Here is a 22475-nt window from a genome sequence, read left to right on the forward strand (position 1 = left end):
AGGGAGGAAACCATGAAGAGACTTCTACTATCCACCGTGGCTTTTGCAGCGCTGGGCGCTGGGACGGCCATGGCCTGCGAACCAGATTATACCGGTGTCACGCTCAACGTCTCCACGCAGAACGGCCCTGCCATTGCCTCGGCGCTGGCGGCGGCGGCTGTGAGCTGGGAGGAGCGCACCTGCGGCACGGTCAATGTGATCGAGTTTCCGTTCGGTGAGCTTTACCCGAAATTCCTGACAGCGATGAGCCAGCAGACCGGCGACTTTGATGCGATCGGGTTCGTTCCAGCCTGGTTGCCGGACTTTGCGCCCTTCCTGTCCACCATGCCTGACGCGCTGCAAGAAGGTTCGAACTGGGACGATATTCACCCGGTCTATCGCGAGCGGTTGATGGTGTGGAACGGCGAAGTGAAGTCGGCCACCATGGACGGCGACATGCACATGCTCAATCTGCGTGCCGACCTATTGGACAATGCAGACGAGCAGGCTGCGTTCGAGGCTGCTTATGGCTATCCGCTCGCGGCGCCGGTCACCTGGGCACAATACTACGATCAGGCGGAATTCTTCCATCGTCCCGATGATGGCCTGTTCGGCACCGCCGAAGCCTATCGCCGTGGCGGCCAGCAGTTCTGGTACTTCTTCTCCCACGCCGCCAGCTACACCAACCACCCGGACAATCCGGGCTCCATGTTCTTTGATCCGGAGACCATGGAAGCGCAGATCAACAATCCCGGTTGGTTGCGCGCGCTGGAAGAGTATAAGCGCGGGCTCGACTACAACCCTCCAGGGGCGTTGAATAACGGCTCCGGTGATGTGCGTCCGCTCTATGCTGGTGGCACGGTTGCGATGAACATCGACTGGGCGGATTCCGGCGTTTTGGGATCCACCGAAGGTTCGATTGAAGGCCATGTGCGCACCGCCATGCTGCCAGGTTCGACGGAAATCTGGAACCATGTGTCGGGCGAATGGGACAGCTTCGATGAGGTCGTTCACTCGCCGTTCCTGGCCTTTGGCGGTTGGCAGTTGGCGGTTCCAGCCGACAGTGAAAACCCCGAAGCAGCGTGGGACTTCGTGGCCGAGGTGATCAGCCCGGAAGTGTCCGGTCAGGCGATCGTGACGGCGAATTCCGGCGTGAACCCTTATCGCTTCAGCCACTATGAGAACCTGGAAAACTGGTCCTCGGTCTTCTCTGAAGAAGAGGCTGCCAGCTATTTGGGTGCCCAGCGTGCATCACTCGACGCTCCGAACGTGGCACTTGACCTGCGGCTGCCGGGCTTCTTCTCTTACACCGAAGTGCTGGAGATTGAACTCTCACGTGCTTTGGCTGGTGAGATTGAGCCGCAGGAAGCCCTCGATCGCATTGCCGAAGAGTGGGATGCTCTGACCGAAGAGTTCGGTCGCGACACCCAACTGGCCGCGTATCGTGCATCGGTTGGCCTGCCGCCGATGTAAGCCATTCTGGCTGACAGGATTGTGCCTCCCGGCCTAGGGTCTCGACCCAGGGGTCGGGAGGCATCTTTTTGAAGGAGATCTGCGTGTGTCGCACGTTGAACTGAAAGACGTCACCAAGGACTTCGGCGACGTCAACGTTATCCCGCCACTGTCCCTGACCATCGAGCAGGGTGAGTTCATCGTGCTGGTGGGGCCGTCGGGCTGCGGCAAGACCACGACGCTGCGCATGCTGGCTGGCTTGGAACTGCCGACAAGTGGGCAGATCAGCATCGCGGGCAAGGATGTGACCTTCGTTCGTCCAGGCGAGCGCGATTGCGCAATGGTGTTTCAGAATTATGCGCTCTATCCGCACATGAGCGTGCGCGACAATATCGGTTACGCGATGAAGGTGCATGGCACCGAGAAGGCGGTGATCGCCGAACGCGTCGGTGAGGCCGCCAAACTGCTCGGCCTTGATCCCTACCTTGACCGCAAACCGAAGAATCTTTCCGGCGGCCAGCGTCAGCGGGTCGCGATTGGCCGAGCATTGGTGCGCCAGCCGGAAGTGTTTTTGTTCGATGAGCCGCTCTCCAACCTGGATGCCAAACTGCGCGTGGACATGCGCACCGAAATCAAGCTGTTGCAGCGCCGCCTTGGCACGACGGCTGTCTATGTAACCCACGACCAGGTGGAAGCCATGACCATGGCCGACCGCGTGGTGGTTATGCGAAATGGCAATATCGAGCAGGCTGCCGAACCGATCACGCTGTACGAGAAACCCGCCAATCTGTTCGTTGCCGATTTCATCGGCTCGCCGTCGATGAATGTCTTCAAGGCCACTATCGAGGATGGCGCGGTGAAACTGGGTGGCCAATCCTTGCCTTTGCCACCGGAGGAAGCGCAGCGTCTTGGCAATCGCGGTGCGGTGATGTTTGGCATCCGGCCGGAGCACATGCGCCAGTCCGCGCATGCCGCGACGCTCACCATCGACCCGGTGGTGATCGAGCCGCTTGGTGCCCATACGTTGGTGCTTGGCACCGTGAATGGCGAGAAGGTCACCGCGCAGGTCGATCCCCGGTTTGATGTGACGGTCAACGAATCCTGTCCGATCACCGTCGATATGACACAAGCGCATTTCTTCGATCCGGAAACCGAGCTGCGTCTCTAATGCGCGATCTCTATCTGGCCATCGATGTCGGTACGGGCAGCCTGCGGGCGGCCTTGGTCGATCGATTGGGACGGATCCTTGCTTTTGCCAACCGAGAGCATGATCAGATCGTGCCGCAGCATGGCTGGTCGGAGCAGCGACCAGCGGACTGGTGGACGGGCACCGTGGAAAGCATCCGCGATGTGCTAGGCAAGGTTGAGAATGCGGCGGGTCGTGTCGCAGCGATCTGCGCCTGCGGACAGATGCATGGCTCGGTGCTTATCGATGACGATGGCGAGCTGACCCGTGAGGCGGCGCTGCTTTGGAATGACAAGCGTACCGTGCCGCAAGTCGAGGCCTTTGCTTCCCGCGTGCCGACAACAGACGGCGTGAGCCGCACGGCCAACGCTCCGTCGCCGGCTTGGCCCGCCTTCAAGCTTGCCTGGCTGATGGAGAACGATCCGCATAGCGTCGCGCGGGCGTCGAGCCTGCTGATGCCGAAGGACTGGATCAACTACAAGCTGACCGGCGAGCGGGCGCAAGATGTCACTGAGGCGTCGTTGAGCTTCCTAATGGACTGGAAGAGACGATCCTGGTCGGACGAGATGGTTTCTCTGACTGGCGTGCCTGGTGACCTGCTCCCGCCGTTGCACAATCCTCAAGACGTACTGGCAGGACTGTCCGGCGAGGCGGCACAGTTGCTTGGCCTCAGTGCTGGGATTCCTGTTCTTGTCGGGGCTGGCGACTATCCGCTGGCGCTGCTTGGCTCGGGTGTGACGGAGCCAGGCACCGGATCGGATGTAACCGGCACATCGACCATCATCACGCTGATGCATGAGACGCCGGTGCTTGATCCCAATGTCTCCAATGTCATCGGCGCAGGCGGCACCTGGGGCAGCTTCACGCTGCTTGATGCCGGCGGTGATGCCGTGCGCTGGGCGCGGCGGGCGTTTCATGACAATCGCAGGAGCTATGGCGAGGTTGCCGAGGCCGCCACCCAGGCACCGGCCGGCTCAAATGGGTTGTTCTTCCTGCCCTATCTTTCGGGCGAACGGTCGAACAGCCAGGCCAACTCACGCGCTCAGTTCTTTGGTCTGACCGCCTCCCATGGACTGTCGGATCTGCATCGCGCGGTGCTCGAAGGTGTCGCCTTTTCCGTGCGTCACCGGCTGGATGATCTCCAGGGTGGGCATGGACGACCAGACAGGATCGTAGCGGCCAGCGGCGGCGCCAAATCGCGCCTCTGGCTTGAGATCAAGGCAAGCCTGTACAACGTGCCCTACGCTGTACCGGAAGAATTGGAGTGCGGTGTGGTCGGTGCCGCCATGTTGGCTTCGATTGCCGCTGGTCACAACACCGATGTTGGCGAGGCAACGCGTACGATGGTGCGGTTTGTCGAAGACGTTCACCCCGATCCGCAAACCGTTGCACTTTATGATGCCATGATGCCGATTTATGCCGATCTCTATACGGCGGCGCAGCCTTTCTACGCGCGCCTTGATGCCCTTCCCCTCTGAGACGAAAGACAAGCCGATGACAACTATTCCCTCCCTTTCTCTTCTCGATGGCCGGTCGATCCCGCAACTTGGTTTTGGTCTTTGGGAGGTTCCCAAGGACATGACCGGCGATGTCGTTCAGCAGGCCTTGAAGACCGGCTATCGGTTGCTTGATGGCGCGGCGATCTATGGCAATGAAGTCGGGCAGGGCGAGGGACTGCGCGCGTCCGGCCTGCCGCGCGACGATGTGTTTGTCACCACCAAGGTGTGGAACGACAACCAGGGCCTCGACAGCACGTTGCGGGCCATCGATGCGAGTCTGGATCGTCTCGGTATGGATGCCGTCGATCTCTGTCTCATCCATTGGCCCTGCCCGGAAAAGGGGCTCTATGTCGACACGTGGAAAGCCTTCATTCGTGCCAAGGAGGAGGGCAAGCTGCGCTCCATCGGTGTGTCGAATTTCGCGCCGGACCATCTTGAGCGGATCATCGGCGAAACCGGCGTGACGCCGGTTCTCAACCAGATTGAGCTGCATCCACGGTTTCAGCAGACTGAGCTGCGTGCGTTCCACGCCGAGCACGCCATCATCACGCAGAGCTGGACGCCGCTGGGCAAATCCAAAAGCTTTGATGATCCGGTGATCACATCCATCGCTGACCGTCTTGGCAAAACACCCGCGCAGGTCATTCTGCGTTGGCATGTTCAGCTTGGCTGCTCGGTCATTCCGCGCTCCACAAACGCCGACCGCATGGCGCAGAACATGGCGCTGTTTGATTTCGAACTTACCACCGATGATATGGCGGCCATTGCTGGTCTTGATGCTGGCGATCGGTTGGGTCCCGATCCGGCGACCTTCGCCTAAGGAGGTCGCGCGATGCAGGGCTTTGGCATCCACTCTTCGATCTGGACCATGCGCTGGACGCCGGAAGCTGCCGAGAAGGCCGTCGGTGAGGCGGTGCGCAATGGTTTTGATTTTGTCGAAGTGGCGCTGCTGGACCCAGCCATTGTCGATGCCACCCACAGCGCCAAACTGTTCGAGACGTCAGGCGTGAAAGCCGTCTGTTCGCTGGGCCTGCCGGAGGCGTGCTGGCCATCGCGTGATCCCCAGCCGGGCATCGACTTTCTGAAAGTGGCGCTCGACAAAACCGCTGCCATGGGCGCTGAGGCGCTGACCGGGGTCACCTATGGCGGGATCGGCGAGCGCAGTGGTGAGCCACCTACCGAACGGGAATTGGACAATGTGGCGCGCTGCTTGGAGGCCACCGCCAAGCACGCCAAATCGTTGGGCATCGCCTTTGGAATCGAACCGGTGAACCGTTATGAAACGCACCTGATCAACACCGGCTGGCAGGCGGTGGAAATGTTGGATCGGGTGGGGGCCGAAAGCCTCTTCATTCACCTCGACACCTACCACATGAACATCGAGGAGAAGGGTGCAGCCAACGGCATATTGGCGGCGCGCGACCACCTCCGTTACATCCACTTGTCGGAATCCGATCGCGGCGTGCCCGGCAAAGGCACCTGCGACTGGGACGAGATCTACGCAACGCTTGCTGCCATCGAGTTCAAGGGCGGCCTTGCGATGGAAAGCTTCATGAACATGCCGCCGGAAATCGCCTTTGGGCTTTCGGTCTGGCGGCCCGTTGCCGACAGCACCGAAGAGGTGATCGGCGAAGGGCTGCCGTTCTTGCGCGGCAAAGCACGCCAATACGGCTTGATCGATTAACCGGCAGATGCCTTGAATTTCATTGACTTAGGCCTGGCGATGGTCCACCAGTCGCGCAAGCCTAGCTTGACGTTTCACCGGCGCATCGCCAGATAGACATCAACGCCACGGCGTTTTGCCCAAAGATTTAATGGTTCTTGGGCATAATCCCCCTGAAGCATACAGACGATCCGTATGCGAGCACCGGCTGCGCTTGAGATTTCGATCCTTGGCGCACTTTTCGTGCTCACCAACGAGTACGACCCGGTGTTCCACGCGCTGTTTGCCCGACTCAAGGCGCAGCGGCGCCAACCCACTTGAAAGAACAGATTTGACACAGTTTTCGGACCTCGGCCTCGCCGAGCCCATCCTTCATGCCGTTTCGGGTGAAGGATATTCCACCGCAACGCCCATCCAGGGCCAGGTGATCCCCTCTATGTTGGCCGGGCGCGATGTGCTTGGCATTGCCCAGACCGGCACCGGCAAGACGGCGGCGTTTGTGCTGCCGCTGCTGCACGCGCTGGCGCTTGAAAAAGCCGAGTTGAAGCAAGGTGAATTGAACGATAAGCGCGTTCACAAAGCCTTTGTGCCGCGCAAACCTAAAACCGCCAAGGCACTGATCCTGGTGCCGACGCGTGAATTGGCCCAGCAGATTTCCGTCGCGGTGAAAACGTATGGACGCAATCTGAAGCCCGTTGTGGCTGTGATTGTTGGCGGCGCCAGCGCCTCGGTGCAGGCCAAAGCCATGGCCGATGGCGTCGATATTCTTGTCGCCACGCCGGGTCGTTTGGAAGACCATATGCGCACCGGTGCGGTTCGCCTCAACGACACCGATCTGGTGGTGCTTGATGAAGCCGATCAGATGCTCGACATGGGCTTCATTCCCGCCATGCGCCGCATTTTGGGTGCCGTGGCAAGCCCGCGTCAGACAGTGCTGCTCTCGGCCACCATGCCCAAACCGCTCGCGGCTCTGGCCAAAGATTTCCAGGAGAACCCTGAGAAAATTTCGGTTGCGCCACAGTCCAAACCGATCGACCGAATCGCGCAGTCGGTGCTGCATATTCCTGCAGCGCAGAAGCGCGACAAACTGCTCGATCTTCTGGCCCCCCTGGATGTTGAGCGTGCGATCGTTTTCACGCGCACCAAGCATGGCGCCGACAAGGTGGCGAAGTTTCTGACCTCCTATGGGCTGAAGAACGCCGTCATCCACGGCAACCGCAGCCAGGGTCAGCGCGAAAAGGCATTGCAGGCGTTCAAGCGCGGCGACGTCAAAGCGCTGATTGCCACCGATGTGGCAGCGCGCGGCATCGATATCGATGGCGTGTCCCACGTGGTGAACTTCGAGCTGCCCAATGTGCCTGAAGCCTATGTGCACCGCATCGGACGTACCGCACGGGCTGGCGCCAGCGGCATTGCGATCTCGCTGGTTGATCCGGCCGAGCGCAAATTGCTGCGCGACATTGAGCGTCTCATCAAACAGAGCGTGCCAGTGCATGGCGATGTGGATGAGGTGGAGCGCGTGAAGGTTGAGGTTGCCACGCAGCCGCAGGCCGAAAGAGGCGGGAAGAAAAAAGACCGTCATCGTGATCGCGTGAACCCGAAGGACAAAGGTAAGCGCCGGGTTGCAAGCGATGAAAACCGTCGCGATGCTCAGGTGACCAAGCCGTCGATGAAAAAAGGCGGCAAGCGGGAAACCTTTGGCTTTGATCCGCTGAACCCGACCGAAGTGGCCGCTCAGGGCAAAAAGCCATCTCGTCAGGAGCGCAAAGCCAGTGGTCCAGCTGGCCGTGCTGGCGATGGGTCATCCGGTGCGGTGAAATGGTTCAACAACCGCAAGGGCTACGGCTTCTTGGCGCAGGATAATGGCGGCCCGGACGTGTTCGTCCATATCAGCGCCGTGGAAAAAGCGGGCCTCAAAGCCGTCAATGAAGGTCAGACGTTCCATTATGAACTGGCCGAAGAAAAGCGCGGTAAGCTCACAGCCGTGAATTTGCGCGCCGCCTAATCGGCGTCTCAAAAAAGCTGGGTCGCCATCAAGATGGCGGCCCCGCCCAACCCCGTATAGAGCGCGCACCAGAGCACCGTGCGGGCGAGCACGCTCCCCTCTTTACCGACAAGTCCGACCGTCGCCGCCCCTGCAATGATGTTGTGGGGCGCGATGATGTTGCCGATAGCCGAGCCAAAACCCTGGGCCGCGACCATGGTCGTGATCGGCAGGCTGAGAGCCTCTGCCGCCGAAGCCTGAAGCTCGGTGAAGAGAATGTTCGACGTCGTTGCTGACCCCGTGATGAACGTGCCGAGCACGCCGACGGCAGGCGCAAAGAGCGGCCAGAACGTGCCGGTGGTCGCTGCCGCATCGGCCAGCGTGGTGATCATGCCCGATTGCACCATCAGACGCGACAGGGCGAGCATTACGAACAACGCCATGGCAACAGCGATCAATCGCTTCAAAGCCTCGCGCGTTGCAGGCCATATCGCGCCGGTCCGGCTCGTAATCAGTGCTCCGAGGACAAGCCCGCCCCAGAGCAGCGTGCCAGGATGATAGAGCGGTGCGAAGCTTCCGGAAAATTGGCCGAATAGCGACCAGGAGAGCGCTGCCTCGCTGGTCGCGGCGCGCAGTGGCTCGATCAATCGCGTCGCAAGAACCAATCCGACAATAATGAGATAAGGCGTGAGGTCAGCGGACAAAGACCGCAGATCGATGGACGCCTTGGCGCCGCGTCTGCGCAACAGCGTGACAAAGACTGCCGTGCCGATCAGGGCGCCTGCCAATGAGGGCAGTTCCGGCCCGGCCAAAAAGGCAAGCGCCAAAAAGGGCAGGAAGAAGCAGATACCGGCCAGCAGCGTCCAGCCGATTTCGGAGCGGGTCACCGGCCCATCATCGGCAAGTCGCACCATGGCAAAAAGCAGGATCCAGCCAAGGCAGGCATGGAGAAGCGCGACATGGCCTGCCAGCGCTTCGGCACCGATACCGGTTAACTCCAATTGTGCCAGGGTCGGTGTCCCGACCGCGCCGAAGGAAACACCCGCCGCATGGCCCAGCAGTGCCAGCGTGACGGCGCGGATGGGCGAGTATCCAATGCCGAGCAGCAAGGGTGCCGCGAGCGCTACAGGTGTTCCGAACCCCGCTGCGCCTTCGATGAAAAGACCGAAAAACCAAGCGATTAGCAGCGCCTGGATGCGCTTGTTGTCGGTGAGACCGGCCAGCGCATCGCGAATACGATCAATGGCGCCGACGCGGCTTTGATAAGCGTAAAGCGCAAGCGCTGGGAAGATGATCCAGAGGATGGTGCCGGTCGAATGCGCGGCTTCGGCGAGTGTCCCCGCCGCGGCCGACCCCAAGGGAAGGCCCAGGGCGTCGGCCAGATTGAAAGGCCCGAAAAGCGCCAATCCGGCGGCGATTGCAAAACCCGCCAGCCCGGCAAGGATCGCCGAAGTGTGCAGCACCGCCATGCCGATGAGCACGCAGACAAGGGGCAGGGCAGCAAGCAAAACAGGCACGGGCAAACTCTATGGCCGGGGGGATAGGGCCCAGCGATAGCGCAGCCACGCCCCGCCCATCAAGCAACCTTCGATGGCAGCGCGAGGAGCGAGGCGAGTTCGGACAACCGAAAGCTCAGACCCAGGGACGGTCTGCTTCCATCTGGCCTTCAAAGCTGTCGATGTGCGGCGCTTTTTCCATCGTCAGGCCGATATCATCCAGACCGTTCATCAGGCAGTGTTTGCGGAACGGATCGATTTCAAAATTGATCGTACCACCATCTGGGCCTTTGATGGTCTGGCCTTCAAGGTCGATGCTCAGCGTTGCGTTGGAGCCGCGCTGCGCATCGTCCATGAGCTTATCCAGCTCCTCCGGCGTGACCACGATGGGCAGAATGCCGTTCTTGAAGCAGTTGTTGTAGAAAATATCGGCGAAGCTGGTGGAGATCACGCAGCGAATGCCATAGTCGAGCAGTGCCCATGGCGCGTGCTCACGGCTTGACCCACAACCGAAATTGTCGCCGGCGACCAAAATGTTGGCGTCGCGATAGGCGGGCTTGTTGAGCACGAAATCGGCGTTTTCGGTGCCGTCCTCGTTGAAGCGCATTTCGTAGAAAAGGCTTTTGCCAAGGCCGGTGCGCTTGATGGTCTTCAAGAACTGTTTGGGGATGATCATGTCGGTGTCGACATTGATCACGGGCATGGGCGCGGCGACCGAGGTCAGCGTTGTGAACTTTTCCATTAGACGCAAATTCTCCTGATAGGCCGTCCTGTTAGCAAGGCCGACACGGCGCCACAAGACTGTACCGTAGGTTGCTTGACCGGGCCTCACGTCTCTGACACTGGCACTGTATGTCCGATGCTTCTTCGACTGCTGGAAATGGTCTGCGTTTCACCGCCCATGGTTTGGTGCGTGGGGGGCAAAGACTGTTGCCTGTTTCGGTGTTTGTTTTGCCGTTTGGCGTTGCCTATGGGGCCGCCGCGATTGAGAGCGGTCTTTCGGCTGATCAGGCTATCGTCATGAGCCTGGTGGTGTTTGCAGGTGCCTCCCAGTTTGCTGCGCTCGATCTCTGGCAAAGCCCGCTACCGTTCCTCTCGCTGGCGCTGGTGGTGCTTGCGGTGAATGCGCGCCATTTCATCCTGGGCGCGGCGATCTCGCCCTATGTGAACCCTTTGCCGGCGCGCCACTGGTTTGGGTCTTTGATGATGTTGTCCGACGTCAATTTCGCCGACAGCTATCAGGCCATGAAGGACGGTGAGCGCGACGCTGCTCATATTCTCGGTGGTGGGCTGGTGCTCTGGGCCGTCTGGGCGGTGGCCACGACCGTCGGCGTTTTCGCCGGCACGCTGCTTGGCGAGTTGGAGCGTTTCGGCGTCGATGTTGTTATGGCAGCGTTTTTCGGCGCACTGGCCGTTGGGATGGTGCCGAATTTGAAGGCCGCTCTGCCGGTGGCTGTTGCCTGCGTTGTCGCCTTTGTCACGCTGCCGATCCTACCGACCGGCTGGAATATCATCGCTGCTGCGTTGGCGGGCGGCCTGATTGGCGCGGCCTTTCCCGCCAAGAGCAAGGCGATGCCCTGATGGTTGATGCGCCCACCGCCTATCTTGCAATCGCCATGATGGCCCTGGTCACGCTCGGCACCCGGCTTGGCGGCGCTTTCGTTATGAGGTTCGTGACCCTATCGCCACGTGTGACAAGCTTTCTGGAAGCGATGTCGGCGTCGGTACTCGCGGCGATTGTTGTGACGTTTATCGTCAATAACGGGGCGCGCGAAGCGATCGCCGTCGGCGTTGCCATTCTGGTGATGTTGGCAACCCGCAGCGCGGTGTGGGCGATGTTCGCTGCGATGGCGTTTGCCGCCGGATTTACGGTGTTCTTGGCCTAAGGGCTCTCCGCCTCGATGCGATCCATATCGTCATCGGACAGGCCTATATGATGTCCCATCTCATGAATGAAGACGTGGCGGACGACGGCTCCCAGCGTCTCTTCATGTTCAGCCCAATAATCGAGAATCGGGCGGCGGTAGAGCCAGATAGCATTGTCCAATTGTCCGGACTGCGTCAGCGCACCACCTTGCGCGATGCCCTCGCCGACGAAAAGGCCGAGCAGTTCAAAGGGCGACTCCATGTCGAAATGGGCAAGCGTTTCGGCGTCGGCGAAATCATCGATGCGCACGGCCACCTGCTGAGCCAAATCGGCAAACGGTGCCGGAAGCTCTCGCAGCGCATCGCGGGCCATCGCCGCAAAATCATCCAGGGTCGGCGCCATGGCATCGGCCCAGCGATTGGCAGGGAAATCTGGAAGCTTCTGGCCCATGACGGTTCCGATGTTGGCGGTCAAACAGACTGATAGGCCAGCAGGCTATCAGTGCGATCAGCTGTTTACGCCTCACAAGGCTACATAAAGACGTGATTGGGGCGCTTCAACCGCACTTCAACTGCGCTGTGAGGAACTTGGCGTCTCGACAGGGTTCGCGGCTTCGTCAATAGTCGCGACCAGGAACCAGCGCCGAGGGAATCAAAGCGGTGCAAAAGACAACAACAAAGCGTTCCCCATGCCCGCGGCGGGCAGAAACGTGACGCTCGGCAAATCGGGAGGGGATGTGCCATGAGCCAATCCGCGCAAGTGCAAAAACGCAAACTCATCGAAGGCGCGATCAAAGTGCTCGGCGAAGAGGGCGACGTTGGTGAGGCGCTTTCCAAGTTCGCCGCCGCTTTGTTCCGTGAAGGCGCAGCGGAGGATCTCGTCACCTACTCGGCAGCGGAGCTAGCGTCGATCGCGCGCGACGCGTTTGAGCGCATGGCCGACCGGCGATCAGGCCAGGCGTTTGTGCGGGTGTTCAATCCCAAGCCGGTCGCCTCTGACGGCGTGTTGAGCGACGTTTCTGCTGTTGAGATCGTCAACGACAATATGCCGTTTCTCGTCGACTCGGTGATGAGTGAATTGCAGGGCGCGAGCGTTGATCTGCGCCTTGTGCTGCACCCGGTGCTCTGGGTAACCCGCGACGGCAATGGGCATCTGAGCGAGGTGCATGGGCATCAGCGGCCGGAAGGCGATGAAACGGCGATCCGCGAAAGCGTGATTTTGTTCCATGTCGAGCAGATGGACAGTGTTTCCGATCGCGACGCCCTGGAAGAGGGCATTCACGCGGTGCTGCGTGATGTGCGTGTGGCAGTGCGCGATTGGAAAGCGATGCGCCACCGCGTCAATCAAGTGGTGATGGGTTACAAGTCCGACCCGCCGTCACTGCCGGTGGATGAGTTGGCCGAAGGCATTCAGTTCATCGACTGGGTGCTCGACGATAACTTCACCTTCCTTGGCATGCGCGACTACAAGTTCGTCGATGATGGTGAAGGCGGGTCGCTGGAACGGGTCGATGTGCCGGGCCTTGGCCTTCTGTCCGACCCGGATCTGATGGTGCTGCGCAAGGGCGCGACCTTTGTCACGCACACGCCGGAACTCTTAGATTTCATGCGGCGTCCCGAGCCGCTTCTGGTCACCAAGGCGAACATTCGCAGCCGCGTCCACCGACGCACCTACATGGATTATATCGGTCTGAAGACCTACGCCGAGGATGGCACGCTGTTTGGCGAGCTGCGCATCGTCGGGCTCTTTTCGGCAACGGCATACACCCGTTCGACACGCAACATTCCCTATCTGCGACGCAAGACCGATCAGGTGATGGAGCGGGCCGGTTACGATCCCGACAGCCATTCGGGTCGCGCGCTGGCCAACGTCCTGGAAAGCTATCCGCGCGATGAGCTGTTCCAACTCGATCTTGAAACCCTGCACCGGTTCTCCACCGCAATCCTGCAGCTTGGTGAGCGGCCGCGCGTGCGCGTTCTGTCGCGTATCGATAAGTTTGATCGCTTTGTGTCCTCGCTCGTCTATGTGCCGCGCGAGCGCTACTCCACCAGTATGCGCATGAAGATTGGCGAGTGGCTGGCCGAGCAATATCAGGGCCGGGTGTCGGCCTGGTACGTCGCCTATCCCGAAGGTCCCTTGGCGCGGGTGCATTTCATCATCGGGCGTTCTGAAGGCGAGACGCCGGAGATCGCGCAAGAGGTGCTGGAAGAGGGTGTTTCGGAGATCGTGCGCACCTGGGCGGATGCCTTCCGGTCGGCGGTGCGGGCGAGCCAGGACAGCGTGCGCGGCGCCCTGCTTCTGACGCGCTATTCCGATGCCTTCACGGGCGCTTACCGTGAAGCGTTCTCCGGCGAAGCGGCGCTCGATGATGCGCTGATGATGGAGAGCCTCGGCGAGAACCGCAGCCTACAACTTGCCTTTCGCGGGCGCGAGGAAACCGATGGTAAGCGCATCGATCTAAAGCTCTATCATGTCGGCAAGCCGATCGCGCTGTCGGACCGCATGCCCATCATCGAAGCCATGGGCTTCCGGGCGATCAATGAGCGAACCTATCGCGTGGAGCGCCGCGATGCGGAGGCGGTCTGGATCCACGATATTCTGTTGGAACGCGCCAATGGCGAGGCCATCGACCTGGAGGCGCTCGCCGAGCCGCTGAAAGCCGGGTTCCTGGCGGTCTGGTACGGCCAGGCGGAAAACGACGGGTTCAACACGCTGATCGCCAGTGCAACTTTGCCTTGGCGCGATGTGGCGATGCTGCGCGCGCTGGCCCGTTATCTGCGCCAAGCACTGCTTGCCTTTAGCCCGGACTATGTTTGGGCAACGCTGATCAAGCATGAGCCGATCACGACGTCGCTGGTCGATCTCTTCCATGCCCGTCTTGATCCGCGCAAGACGGAGGCGGAACGCGATCAGCAATCGGAGAAGATCGCCGCTGCCATCACGATGGCGCTGGAAGACGTTTCAAGCCTTGACGAAGACACGATCCTTCGCCGGTTCCTGAACCTCATTCAATCGATCCTACGGACCAACTTCTTTCAACCGGACCAGGATGGAAAACCGAAGCCGACATTCGCGTTCAAAATCGACTCGAAGAATGTCGATGGGCTGCCTGAACCACGTCCTTTGCGCGAGATTTCGGTCTATTCGCCGCGCGTGGAAGGCGTGCATCTGCGCGGTGGGATGATCGCCCGCGGTGGTCTGCGTTGGTCGGACCGTCCGCAGGATTTCCGCACCGAGGTTCTTGGCTTGGCCAAGGCGCAGCAGGTGAAGAACGCCGTCATCGTGCCGTTCGGTGCGAAGGGCGGGTTTGTGCCCAAACAGTTGCCGCCGCGCGATGATCGTGAGGCCTGGTTCGCTGAAGGCACCGAGGCCTACAAGATTTTCATTTCCTCACTGCTCGACGTGACCGACAATTTGACCCTCGACGGTATTGAACCGCCTGACGCGGTGGTGCGGCTCGATGGCGATGACCCCTACCTGGTTGTTGCGGCTGACAAAGGCACGGCGACGTTCTCCGACACCGCCAACAGCATTTCTGAAGCGCGCGGCTTCTGGCTCGGCGATGCGTTTGCCTCAGGCGGGAGCCAGGGCTACGACCACAAAAAAATGGGCATCACGGCCCGCGGTGGCTGGGAAGCGGTCAAGCGCCACTTCCGTGAGATGGATGTCGATATCCAGACCGAGCCGTTCACCGTGGTGGGTGTCGGCGACATGTCGGGCGACGTGTTCGGCAATGGCATGCTGCTCTCGCCAGCGATCAAACTGATCGCCGCGTTTGATCATCGCGATATCTTCATCGACCCCGATCCCGATCCGTCGATGAGCTTTGCCGAACGCCAACGTCTGTTCGACCTGGGCCGCTCCAGTTGGCAGGACTACAATCCCGATTTGATTTCCAAAGGCGGCGGCATTTTCCCACGGTCGTCGAAGTCGATCACGCTGTCGAGCGAGGCCCAAGCTGTGTTGGGGCTGGAATCTGCGACCGTAACGCCAAACGCGCTGATGACAGCGATCCTCAAGGCTGAGGCCGATCTTCTCTGGTTCGGCGGTATCGGCACCTACATCAAGGCGACCGGCGAAAGCCAGGCCGAAGCTGGTGACCGCGCCAATGATGCGATCCGCATCAATGCGCCGGAACTGCGTGTGAAGGTGATCGGCGAGGGCGCCAATCTTGGCATCACCCAGAAGGCGCGGATCGAAGCGGGCCTGCATGGCGTGCGGCTTAACACCGATGCCATCGATAACTCCGCCGGCGTGAACTCTTCCGACCTTGAGGTGAACATCAAGATCGCGCTCGGCGCGGCCGAGGCGACCGGCAAGCTGACGCGCGAGGACCGTAACACGCTGCTCGTCGATATGACCGAAGAGGTGGCGGCGCTTGTCTTGCGCAACAACTATCTGCAGACGTTGTCGGTCTCGCTGACGGAAGCCAAAAACGAGAACGATTTCGGCTATCAGGCCCGGTTGATGAACACGCTGGAGGCGTCAGGTCTGCTGGACCGTGAGGTTGAGTTCCTGCCCGATGCCTTGGCGCTAACCGAACGCCGTGAGGCGGGCCAGTGGCTGACGCGGCCGGAGCTGGCGGTGTTGCTCGCCTATGCCAAGATCGACCTCTTTTCCTCGCTGCTGGAAAGCGGTGTGCCCGATGACCCCTATCTCGGTCGGGAGATGTACCGATATTTCCCGACGCCCATGCACGAGCCGTTTAGCGAGGAGATCGAGAACCATCGGCTGCGTCGGGAGATCATTGCCACACAGCTTTCAAACTCGATGATCAATCGTGGTGGCGCGACGCTCATTCAGATCGTCTCCGACACCACGGGCGCGTCGAAGGCCGATATTGCTTGCGCCTTTGCGATCGTCCGCGATGCTTATCAGTTGACGGCGCTGAACGAAGAGATCGATGCGCTCGACACCAAGATCGGCGGGGCTCTGCAACTCTCGCTCTACAGCGCGGTTCAGCGTCTGGTGATCGACCGGATCGGTTGGTTCCTGACGAATGTCGATTTCAGCGACGGTCTTGCTGGCGTTGTCGATCATTACCGCGATGGCATTGCCGCCTTTGCGCCGGTGCTCGAGCGCACCATGGCCCGCCCGGTGGCTGAACGCATCGCAGGGGACACCCAGGAACTGGTTGAACGCGGCGTTCCGGAAGACCTTTCAGCGCGCATTGCGTCGATGGCGGTCTATTCCATTCTGCCCGATATGATCCTTGTGCGCGATGCTTCTTGTCTTGAGACCGAAGAGGTCGCCAAAACCTATTTCGAGCTTGGTGCGATCTTCGGTTTGGGCCGTCTGGATGCTGCCGCGCGCGATCTGCAGGTCACCGATTATTACGATGCTTTGGCGCTTGACCGAGCGCGACAATCGCTGGCGTCGGTGCGCCGCCGTTTGACCATCGATATCCTGCAACATGAAGGCGGGCTGGACGCGTGGAAGGCCGAGCGGGCTAGCAAGATCCATCGTGTCGCGCACGCCATGGGCGACATCATTGATGGTGGGGCATTGACGGTGTCCAAGCTCTCGGTGGCGGGCGGGCTGCTTGACGACCTCTCCTGAACCTCACTTGGACCACATGGCTGAAGTGGCCGACAGCCTTTCCGATCCTCCTGCGGACCGGAAAGGCGTCTTTGGCTGGATCTTTTTCGATGCGGCCATGCAGCCTTGGTTCACGCTGGTCACCACCTTCGTGTTCGGGCCCTATGTGGTGTCAGCGCTCGCCGCTTCGCCGGCTGAGGGCCAAGCCATGTGGGGCTATGCGGCTGGTTTCGCCGGGCTAACGATCGCGCTTCTTTCACCGCCTCTTGGCGCCATTGCTGACGCAGCCGGTCCGCGCAAACCCTGGATTGCGCTGCTCGGCTTGATCATGGCGGTTTGCGCTTGCGGCCTTTGGTTTGCTGAGCCGCGGGTGCCCTATGGGCTGACGTTGGCGCTTGTCTTGTTCGCGGTCGGCACGGTCGCTGCTGAAATGGCCGGCGTGTTCAACAATGCGATGATGCCAAGCCTTGTTCCCCCCGACCGGCTCGGCCGCTTGTCGGCTCATGGTTGGGCGTCGGGGTATGTGGCGGCGGTGGTTTCGATCCTCATTGCGCTTGGCCTCTTGGTCGGCGCGCCCGACACTGGACTGACGATCCTTGGTCTGGAACCGCTGTTCGGTCTCGACCCGACCACGCGCGAGGGGGACCGGGCGGTTGGGCCGATGACGGCGATCTGGTTTGCGCTCCTCGTGCTCCCCTTGATGCATTTCACGCCCGACCGACCGGTGATGATGCCGATACGTCAGGCTGTCGGCCAAGGGCTTGCCGATTTGCGCGCCGGGCTGGCGGCGCTGAAGGGTGACAAGCCGCTGACAACCTTTCTCATCGCGCACATGATCTATGCCGATGGGTTGGTGGCGCTGTTTGCCTTTGGCGGCATCTATGGCACCGGCGTCTTTGGCTGGACGATCACCGAGGTTGGTTTGTTCGGCATTCTATTGACGTTGACTGGCACAGTAGGCGCGCTCGTCGGCGGTCCGCTTGAGGATAGGGTCGGCGCCAAGCCGGTTATTCTGACCAGCCTTGTGGTGCTGACGCTTGCCAGCCTTTCGGTGGTGAGCCTCAGTGCCGACCGCATGTTTTTCGTCATCCCAGTCGCACCAGCCGAGGGACTTTTTGCGACAACGCCGGAGAAACTCTACCTGTTGCTCGGGGGTCTGATGGGCGCGGCGGCTGGGCCCTTGCAAGCCTCTTCGCGGACCTTGCTTGCTCGCCTGGCTCCTGTTGAGGCGCGGGCGCGAACGTTCGGCCTGTTCGCCCTCTCCGGCAAGGTGACGAGTTTTATTGGGCCGTGGGCCGTCGCGACGATGACGGCTCTGACGCTTGATCAACGCGCCGGTATTTCGGTGCTTATCCTGTTTTTCGTCGCCGGTGGCCTGCTGCTTTTGCGGGTCAATGTGCGTGGTGTAAGCCAATAGAGGCTTGATCCGCGACGGTTTTTGGCCAAATCTTTGTATCAGGGCCGAAGCAGGGGATTCCGTTTGATGATCTTTCAGCGCTCGATTGCCACACTCCTTGGAGCGATGGTGTTCGGTTTTGCTCCGGTCGCCAGCACGGCCGTGGCCCAGGAGCAACTGCCACAACCGCTTCAGCCCATGCGGTTTTTGCTCGTCGAAGATGATGTCGATTGTGACACGTGCCGCTACATTCGCGCCGTGGGTGACATCGAAGATTTCACCGCTGCCCAGTTCCGCGACTTCATCAAAGCCTACCGGTTAGAAGGCCAAGGGCTGACAGTGGTTTTTAGCTCTCCTGGCGGTGATGTGATTGCTGGTCTCCGTCTTGGCCGTGAAATCCGCGAACAGGGGTTCAACACTCAGGTCGGCTTTCCCCAGCGCTTGCCGCGCGGTGGCTACTCAATGCGCCCTGGCGATTGCGCATCCGCCTGCACGTTCGCTTTCCTGGGTGGCGTTGAACGCTATGCCGAGGACGATGTGATTGGCGTCCACCGGTTCTATCCGGGCAATCTTGAGCCGGACAATCGCGTAATCATGCGCCCCGGCGATGAGGCCGTGGCGGCGATGATCAAGGTCTACGCGATCGATATGGGCGTGGACGATGGCTTCATTGATATGTCGCTTGATGTCCCGCCTGCCGACATGCGTTACCTCTCCAATGATGAGCTGCGCGGCTATGCGGTGGTGAACGCCGAAGGGCCGATCCCGTTGGTTGCCCAGTTTCTTGAGGCGGACGCCAAAGGCGGCAACTGACAGGCGCTAGTGCCGGAAGTGGCGCACGCCGGTTAGAACCATCGCCAGACCGGCCTCATCGGCGGCTTGGATCACAGCATCGTCGCGCATCGACCCACCCGGCTGGATGACGGCTGTCGCACCAGCTTTAGCGGCAGCAAGCAGCCCGTCGGGAAACGGGAAGAAAGCGTCGGAGGCAACGACAGAACCGATGGCGAGCGACTGATCGAGCCCTGCGGTCTCCGCGGCCTCGGCTGCTTTCATCGCGGCGATGCGCGAGGAATCCAGGCGGTTCATTTGTCCCGCGCCGACGCCCACCGTGGCGCCATCCTTGGCGTAGACGATGGCGTTGGATTTCACATGTTTGGCGACCTTGAAGGCAAAGCGCAGATCTCGCATTTGATGCTCGTTGGGTGCGATCTTGGTGGCAACCGTCAGCTCCAGATCCTCGGCCTCCAAGGTGTCGCGACCTTGGACCAAGAACCCGCCTGCAACGGTACGAATGGTAAGACCAGAAGCCCGCGGATCGGCCAATCCGCCCGTCAGCAATAGGCGAAGGTTCTTCTTTTTGGCAATCAACGCCTTGGCTTCGTCATCGGCAGCAGGCGCGACGATGACCTCGGTGAAGATGTCGGTGATTTTGGCTGCCGCCGCACCTGTCAGCGTCGTGTTCATGGCGACGATACCGCCAAAGGCCGAGACGGGGTCGCAGCGCAGCGCTAACGCATAGGCCTCTTCCAGCGATGACGCCTGGGCGACGCCGCACGGGTTGGCGTGTTTGATGATCGCGATTGCCGGTCCGTCTTTGGGATCAAAGCTTGAGGCAAGTTCAAACGCCGCGTCGGCATCATTGATGTTGTTGAAAGAAAGCGGCTTGCCCTGCACCAGTTCAGCACGCGCGACGCCGGGCCGCTTTTCGCCGGTCAGATAGAGCGCGGCGGACTGATGCGGGTTTTCGCCATAGCGCATGTCCAGCGCCTTGGTGCCGCCGATCGTGACATGGTTTGGCAGTGCGTCGGGCGTGTCGCGGGCGAACCATGCGGCCACGGCAGCGTCATAGGCGGCGGTGCGCGCATAGGCCTTGCCGGCAAGCGCGGTGCGCGTGGCGAGGCTTGTATGCCCATCATGGTTGGCCAACTGGTCGAGGATGGTTTGATAATCCTCCGGCGCGGTGACCACGGTGACGTCGCCATGGTTCTTCGCCGCTGCCCGGATCATCGCTGGGCCGCCAATGTCGATGTTTTCGATCACGGTTGCCTCGTTGGCCTCCGCAGCGACCGTGGCCTCGAATGGGTAGAGGTTCACGACCAGAAGGTCGATGGGTTCTATGCCTTGCTCGCCCATCGCTTTTTGGTGATCGGCGTTGTCGCGCACTGCGAGCAAACCGCCATGGACATTCGGGTGTAGGGTCTTCACCCGACCATCCATGATCTCTGGAAAGCCAGTTATGTCCGAAACATCAGTGACGGCGATCCCGGCGTCCTTCAGCGTGCGTGCCGTGCCGCCGGTGGAGAGGATCGCGATGCCGCGCTCAGCGAGCTCTTGTGCAAACGGCACCAGTCCCTCTTTGTCGGAAACAGACAGGAGGGCGCGGCGGATGGGGGCGAGGTCGCTCATCGCGGGGCACTTTCAATCGCTTGTGGCTGCACGGCATGTTTCGCGTCAGGCGCTAACACGCGCACCGCCCTCGGCGGAAGCTGGCCGGATGCCTAATCTGGGGACGAGGCTGGTGTTTCGGTCTCGGCCGGTGCGCTTGAAGCGGTCTCGTAGCCACCGCCCAGTTGAACGATGAAGCGCCAGTGCACCTCGGTCGGACCGGACACCGGTCCATCAACGACGATGCGTCTGGCGCGGCTTGGACCGCGATAGGTTGGCCGGTCGGTCGGATCAATCACCGAAACCGTGCCGGCCTCGGTCTCAAACATGATCGTGTGATGACGCAGAGTGATCCGCAAACGCCGTTCCCCCTCACTGCGCACACGCGCACCTGGTTGCAGTTGGAAGGCAAGCGCAAAGGGGCTGCGATTGTTCGAGGCGAGGGCGCCCGACGGCAGGAGCAATTGATCGTAACCTTCGATCACGCGTCCGTTGTCCGACAGGGTGATGGATCGTGTGTGATCGACGCCGAACTTTTGGCGATAGCCGGTATGGCGCGCGCGCAGGCTGCGGGTCGGCGCCTCTTGCGATTTTTCTGCCGTGACACCCAAGCTGTCGGCCATCATGACGCTGTCGGGGCGGCTGTCGGGAAAATTGGCCGATGATACGCCGCCCACTGAAAGCGTCGATTGCGCGCTGGTGCGCCGTTGCTCCAAGAGATCGGCATCGACAGTGTAACCGATCTCCGGCGCACTGGTGATGATCTTGGTGGCGTCGAAACTCCATTCAAAGGCCAGCGTCGACGCGTGGGCCTGGCGGCTCGCGTCGGGTGGCGGGGCTATGCCGCAATCCAGCAACACCACGGAGCCAGGCGCTTCCAGGCGGGCGTAGCCGGTGTCCGGTGCGAGGATCGGTAGCGGCCCGCGCTCGGTATCGAAAAAGAGGATCGTTGCGACAAGGTCGGTTTCTAGGCCGATAATGCTATCGGTGCCTTGGAAGCGCGCTAGCGTGCCATCGGGATGACGGAGCATGCGCAGCAAGCGCAGCCCGTTTTCGATCGATTGCAGCAGCCTTTGCGGCACCGGCATGTCGCGGGCTTGCATCAGCGCCTTCAGCGACAGCATGGTCGCCAGCAGCGGTGGCAAATCACCGGGGCGGCGGGTGCGCGGTCCGCCATCGGCGTGGAAGGCATTTTTTAAAGCCGATGTCAGCGCGTCTCGAGTCAATTGGCGCAGCGCAAGGTGTTCGCGCAGCGCGTGTGCCACGGACGCACACGCTAGCACCAACAGGCAATGGTCGGTTGGATCGCTGACTTCCGCCCGGTGGATGAAGGCAAAGCGCGCATCGTCAAGAATGCTTGCCATGATGGTGCGATAATCCTGCGGATCGGCTTCATCGAGCAGAAACGCGGCATGTTGGGTGAGCGCCAGGGCACGGTTTGCCGCCATCATTGGCGTCCGCGCTAGGGCAGGGAGTTTGCGGCGGTTGGCAATCCAATCGAGCACATGACCGCGAGCATGGTCGGCGGCAATCGCCTGGGCCTGCTTGGCGGTTGTTGAGGACAGCTCATAGGCGCGCAAATGGTGGAGCCAGCCGAATGAATGGAGTTCGCGTGCAAACGCATCGCTGGGCGGTTCGATGGAAAAGAGCTTGCGACCATTGAGCTCAATAATCCCGTCGGCCAGTGCGATGTAGCCTTCGATCCATTCGCTGGCGCGGGTAGGATCGGCGGTGCGCATGTCGCGTGGGACGAGCTGGAAACAGGCGCGCCTAGCCGACCATGTGCCGACCATGAGTGTCGAAAAACCGGCACTGATGGCCCGTTGCCGGCTCGTCAAAGACGCACCAGCGTGCCGGAATCCTTCAAAGAGTGGTCGGAAGGTCGATGCCAACGCCACTGTTAAGCCCCCAAATCACACCAAGTGCATCGTTGTGATGTCGTTTGGACTCACGATCTGTGATGAGGGGCACGCAATAGCTCAAATTCGAGCTAAGCGGTTAAGAAAGTTGAATTTCCGGTTAATGCC

General features: G+C 60.8%; 16 protein-coding genes. 11 read left to right on the forward strand and 5 right to left on the reverse strand.

The window, feature by feature from the left end; genetic code table 11:
• Positions 1–12 precede the first annotated feature (12 nt).
• The 6 genes from JJ917_14190 to JJ917_14215 all read left to right on the forward strand — a co-directional run bounded on the left by JJ917_14190 (position 13) and on the right by JJ917_14215 (position 7784).
• Positions 13–1452, forward strand: a complete 1440-nt coding sequence (locus JJ917_14190) for an extracellular solute-binding protein (protein MBO6699972.1) — start codon at positions 13–15, stop codon at positions 1450–1452.
• Between the two features lie 85 nt (positions 1453–1537).
• Positions 1538–2599, forward strand: coding sequence for a sn-glycerol-3-phosphate ABC transporter ATP-binding protein UgpC (ugpC, locus tag JJ917_14195; GenBank protein ID MBO6699973.1), 1062 nt, complete (start codon positions 1538–1540; stop codon positions 2597–2599).
• Complete coding sequence (locus tag JJ917_14200) at positions 2599–4095, forward strand: pentose kinase (GenBank protein MBO6699974.1); 1497 nt, start codon at positions 2599–2601, stop codon at positions 4093–4095. The genes ugpC and JJ917_14200 overlap by 1 nt, the downstream gene beginning before the upstream one ends.
• A 16-nt stretch (positions 4096–4111) precedes the next feature.
• Positions 4112–4936 (forward strand): aldo/keto reductase, encoded by an 825-nt coding sequence (locus JJ917_14205; protein ID MBO6699975.1) that lies wholly within the window; start codon positions 4112–4114, stop codon positions 4934–4936.
• 12 nt (positions 4937–4948) lie between these two features.
• On the forward strand, positions 4949–5800 hold the full coding sequence (locus tag JJ917_14210) for a sugar phosphate isomerase/epimerase (GenBank protein ID MBO6699976.1): 852 nt from the start codon (positions 4949–4951) through the stop codon (positions 5798–5800).
• A gap of 310 nt (positions 5801–6110) precedes the next feature.
• Positions 6111–7784, forward strand: a complete 1674-nt coding sequence (locus JJ917_14215; protein ID MBO6699977.1) for a DEAD/DEAH box helicase — start codon at positions 6111–6113, stop codon at positions 7782–7784.
• A gap of 8 nt (positions 7785–7792) precedes the next feature.
• Here JJ917_14215 and JJ917_14220 read toward each other — a convergent pair whose 3' ends face one another.
• Positions 7793–9280 (reverse strand): L-lactate permease, encoded by a 1488-nt coding sequence (locus tag JJ917_14220; GenBank protein MBO6699978.1) that lies wholly within the window; start codon positions 9278–9280, stop codon positions 7793–7795.
• A 115-nt stretch (positions 9281–9395) separates the two neighbouring features.
• Positions 9396–10001: a 3-isopropylmalate dehydratase small subunit gene (gene leuD / locus JJ917_14225; protein MBO6699979.1), complete on the reverse strand. Its 606-nt coding sequence runs from the start codon at positions 9999–10001 to the stop codon at positions 9396–9398.
• A 110-nt stretch (positions 10002–10111) separates the two neighbouring features.
• Between leuD and JJ917_14230 the strand changes: the two genes are divergently transcribed.
• Positions 10112–10840 carry an AzlC family ABC transporter permease gene (locus JJ917_14230; protein MBO6699980.1) on the forward strand — a complete coding sequence of 243 codons (729 nt, stop codon included), beginning with the start codon at positions 10112–10114 and terminating at the stop codon, positions 10838–10840.
• Entirely contained in the window at positions 10840–11145 is a 306-nt protein-coding gene (locus JJ917_14235) for an AzlD domain-containing protein (protein MBO6699981.1), read from the forward strand. Before JJ917_14230 ends, JJ917_14235 begins: the two co-directional genes overlap by 1 nt.
• Here JJ917_14235 and JJ917_14240 read toward each other — a convergent pair.
• Positions 11142–11576 carry a metallopeptidase family protein gene (locus JJ917_14240; protein ID MBO6699982.1) on the reverse strand — a complete coding sequence of 145 codons (435 nt, stop codon included), beginning with the start codon at positions 11574–11576 and terminating at the stop codon, positions 11142–11144. The genes JJ917_14235 and JJ917_14240 overlap by 4 nt on opposite strands.
• A gap of 291 nt (positions 11577–11867) precedes the next feature.
• On the opposite strand from JJ917_14240, the gene JJ917_14245 reads away from it, so the two are divergent.
• From JJ917_14245 to JJ917_14255, 3 genes are all read left to right on the forward strand, one after another.
• Positions 11868–16685 (forward strand): NAD-glutamate dehydrogenase, encoded by a 4818-nt coding sequence (locus tag JJ917_14245; GenBank protein MBO6699983.1) that lies wholly within the window; start codon positions 11868–11870, stop codon positions 16683–16685.
• A gap of 16 nt (positions 16686–16701) precedes the next feature.
• A complete protein-coding gene (locus JJ917_14250; GenBank protein MBO6699984.1) occupies positions 16702–18081 on the forward strand; it encodes an MFS transporter in 1380 nt (459 codons plus the stop codon).
• A gap of 66 nt (positions 18082–18147) precedes the next feature.
• Positions 18148–18873, forward strand: a complete 726-nt coding sequence (locus JJ917_14255) for a hypothetical protein (GenBank protein MBO6699985.1) — start codon at positions 18148–18150, stop codon at positions 18871–18873.
• A 6-nt stretch (positions 18874–18879) separates the two neighbouring features.
• On the opposite strand, the gene purH is transcribed toward JJ917_14255, so the two are convergent.
• Together purH and JJ917_14265 are read right to left on the reverse strand one after the other, a co-directional pair.
• The gene (gene purH, locus JJ917_14260; protein ID MBO6699986.1) at positions 18880–20469 is read right to left on the reverse strand and encodes a bifunctional phosphoribosylaminoimidazolecarboxamide formyltransferase/IMP cyclohydrolase; all 1590 of its coding nucleotides are present in this window, start codon (positions 20467–20469) and stop codon (positions 18880–18882) included.
• Positions 20470–20561: 92 nt separating this feature from the next.
• Complete coding sequence (locus JJ917_14265; protein MBO6699987.1) at positions 20562–22286, reverse strand: heparinase II/III family protein; 1725 nt, start codon at positions 22284–22286, stop codon at positions 20562–20564.
• Positions 22287–22475 lie beyond the last annotated feature (189 nt).

This window comes from Hyphomicrobiales bacterium, from assembly GCA_017642935.1.
Classification (GTDB): domain Bacteria; phylum Pseudomonadota; class Alphaproteobacteria; order Rhizobiales; family MH13; genus MH13.